The sequence below is a fragment of the Nocardia sp. NPDC050378 genome (assembly GCF_040655675.1).
GTDB classification, from domain to species: domain Bacteria; phylum Actinomycetota; class Actinomycetes; order Mycobacteriales; family Mycobacteriaceae; genus Nocardia; species Nocardia coubleae.
The window spans coordinates 1-1500 of the sequence record NZ_JBFAKI010000043.1 but is presented as its reverse complement, the minus strand read 5'-3'; the positions used below and the strand labels follow the sequence as shown (position 1 = coordinate 1500).

Sequence of the window (1500 nt, the reverse complement as noted above, 5' to 3'; positions counted from 1 at the left end):
GCGATCATCGGATGGCCCGAAGGCCTGGATGAGTACGACCTTCACCAGAAGCCGCAGTCGCTGACCGAACTCGCTCAGCCCGGCTTCAGGGAATTGCAGTGTCCGGAGCATGGAATTGACCAGCCCGGAACGCCCTTCGAGGATATCAGCGAAAACCGCCAGTATATCCGACACGAGAGTGGCGGCGTATTCGGCCGACATACCGTGAGGAATTTTGATCGTGAACGCGTGGTCGGCGAAGCTGTGCTCGATGTCTGCGAGGAGCCGTTCGTTCAACTCGGCGACGATCGCTTGTCGATCCGGGAAGTATCGGTAGAGCGTACCGACAGAAACGCCGGCCTGGCTCGCGATCTTGCGAATCGGCACCTGGGCGATCCCATGCCGGCCGAAGAGTGTGGCAGCCGCCTGCAGTAGTCGCTCGTGCGTTTCCTGCGCCCGCTCTTGTTGCGGCCGGTGCCTGGCCGCAGGTGACTTCGGGGGCATTCGACAAACCTCCTACGAGGGAATCGAGTGTGGCACGACGAGCAGACAAGGTGGTGAGCGCAGGCGAGCGCTAGCAGGATGTTCGGCTCGGGCAGCGAAATGTGTCACTGTGCTCGGGAGACTGAGTCAGTGATCATCGTCCGGGCGAGCCACAAGCCCAGCATGCGGCAAGCCATTCCTAGTTCGTCGATGCAATCGCTGTCGGCGTCGTTGCTCACCGCTGTCCGCACGACAACTGCGAAGGCTGTGTTCACTACCACCATGCATATGGTCTCTGTCGTCTCGTCATCGCCGGTTCCCAGCTGGAGTATTTGCGCCAGCATGGCGTGCAATCGCTTTTCGAACTGCGGAAGGTTCGAGGCGTAGAACTGTACTGTGCTGACGAATGCGCGAACGAGGCCGGCGTTCTCGACGAGTGCACTGTTGAATACTGTCAGTATTCGATGCATCGCGGCACTGTAACGGTCCTCCGGCGGCCGTGTTTCGTCGCTCAGATCAGCGACGACGGTCGGTCGCACGGCGTCGAAGCCTCGTTCCAGGTCATCCAGCATGCGATTGAGCAATTCGTCGACGATCGCGGACCTGTCGGGAAAGTAGCGATACACCGTGCCGATACTGATGCCGGCTTCTGCGGCGATGCGGTTGGTCGAGGTTTTCGAGACACCGTGGGTGGCGAACAACTCTGCGGCTGTGTCCAGGACCATCGTCCGGGTCCGGTTGGCACGTTCCTGGCTCGGCCGTCTCCGTCCCCTGTCGGGCTTCACCCTCGATGACCTCCTGGGCCGACCGCACCCTGCCTCAGAGCCGACCCGGTCGGCTGACACGAGGATAGCGGAGCGCTGTTTGCAGATCTACAACTTCACGACCGCAGGCTCGGGGACGGAGTTGGAGTATCAGAGGGTAGTCGCCGACGTCGGATCCGCCTGGGCCTACGTGTAGTCGGATCAGGCGGATCGAGGTACGGCTTGGAGCGGCCAGCCGCCATGCGCGGGTGCCTCGGTGGATGCCTTGCCGCCC

General features: G+C 61.9%; 2 protein-coding genes. Both read right to left on the bottom strand.

Annotated elements, in window-relative coordinates; all coding sequences use genetic code 11:
• The coding region (locus AB0I35_RS32345) for a helix-turn-helix domain-containing protein (protein ID WP_357400106.1) at nucleotides 1–483 on the bottom strand (483 nt) is incomplete at its 3' end.
• A gap of 104 nt (nucleotides 484–587) precedes the next feature.
• A complete protein-coding gene (locus tag AB0I35_RS32340; protein ID WP_357400105.1) occupies nucleotides 588–1187 on the bottom strand; it encodes a TetR/AcrR family transcriptional regulator in 600 nt (199 codons plus the stop codon).
• Nucleotides 1188–1500 lie beyond the last annotated feature (313 nt).

What these genes read in the sequence shown, in the direction of transcription:
- AB0I35_RS32340 (WP_357400105.1), bottom strand. Translation starts at nt 1,187, where the DNA reads ATGGTCCTGGACACAGCCGCAGAGTTGTTCGCCACCCACGGTGTCTCG.